We start from the raw sequence: 1,236 nt of genomic DNA, 5'->3' as shown, positions 1-1,236 counted from the left end.
CTCCTCCTGGCCCGCGCCCGCCGCTGACCGACCCACCCCGCCGACCGCCGCCCCCGTCTGCGACGATCCCCCCCGTGGACTACCCCAACGACCAGGCCCCCGGCGCCCCCGTCCGCTCCGGTATCCCCGAGCACGGGCGCATCCCCAAGTACTACGCGGTGAAGGCGCGGATCGCCGCGCTGCTGGACGAGCTGGGGGAGGGCGGCGTCATCCCCACCGAGCGGGATCTGGCCGAGCGGTACGACGTGGCCCGCGAGACCGTGCGGCAGGCCGTGCGGGACCTGGTGCTGGAGGGGCGGCTGCGGCGCCGGGGCCGGGGCACCGTGGTGGCCGGGCCCAAGCTGGCCCAGCCGCTGTCCCTGGCCAGCTACACCGAGGGCGTACGCCGGCAGGGACGCACACCCGGCCGCGGCCTCGTCTCCCTCGACCGGTTCCCGTGCCCCGGCCCGCTCGCCGCCGAGACCGGGCTCAGCCGGGGCGAACCCGTCTGGCACCTGGAGCGCGTACTGCTCGCCGACGACGAGCGGGTGGGCCTGGAGAGCACGTACGTCGCCGTCGCGCGGGTGCCCCGGCTGGACACGGACTTCGACCCGGACTCCTCCTTCTACGGCTATCTCGCCGCCCAGGGCATCGCGTTCGGCGACGCGGACGAGCGGATCGAGACCGTCCTGGCCACCCCCCGCGAGGCCCTCCTCATCGGCACCCCGCCCGCCCTGCCCATGCTGCTGATCCACCGGATCTCCCGGGACACCGGGGGCCGCCCGCTGGAGCGGGTGCGGTCGCTGTACCGAGGCGACCGCTTCTCCTTCACCACCCACCTCCAGGGCTGACACCGCCCGCCTCGGGGCCGAGGAGCCGGGCCGCCCCGCGCCCCACCTGTATGTCACAAAAATATAACGGGTCTAGCCCAAACGTGATGGCTCGTTCACGCTCTCGTTGTCAGCCGGATGTCTCCGGTTCCCGGATCGCGAGGAGCGTTGCCGCCGTGAGAGTCACAGTCGTCGGAGCCGGCGTGGTGGGCACCATGCACGCCTGGCACGCAGTGGAACGCGGCCACCAGGTCGTCCAGATCGAGCGCGAGGCCGAGGCGCGCGGCGCCTCGCTGCGCAACTTCGGGCAGATCTGGGTCAGCGGGCGCGCGGGTGGGGAAGAGCTGGAAGCGGCCCTGCGGGCGCGGGAGCTGTGGGAGGGGATCGGCGGCCGGGTCCCGGCGCTGGGCTTCCGCCCCAACGGCTC

The 1,236-nt window shown here is 74.3% G+C and carries 2 protein-coding genes; both read left to right on the top strand.

The genetic code is table 11. From position 1 onward, the window contains the following. Positions 1-74 precede the first annotated feature (74 nt). Positions 75-830, top strand: coding sequence for a GntR family transcriptional regulator (locus tag H5J33_RS35755; RefSeq protein ID WP_181798790.1), 756 nt, complete (start codon positions 75-77; stop codon positions 828-830). Positions 831-985: 155 nt separating this feature from the next. Next, positions 986-1,236 (top strand): FAD-dependent oxidoreductase (locus H5J33_RS35750; RefSeq protein WP_181798789.1); only part of this gene is annotated, 251 nt, incomplete at its 3' end.

This window comes from Streptomyces sp. WELS2, from assembly GCF_013870595.1.
Classification (GTDB): domain Bacteria; phylum Actinomycetota; class Actinomycetes; order Streptomycetales; family Streptomycetaceae; genus Streptomyces.
This window is presented reverse-complemented; position numbering and strand designations above follow the sequence as displayed.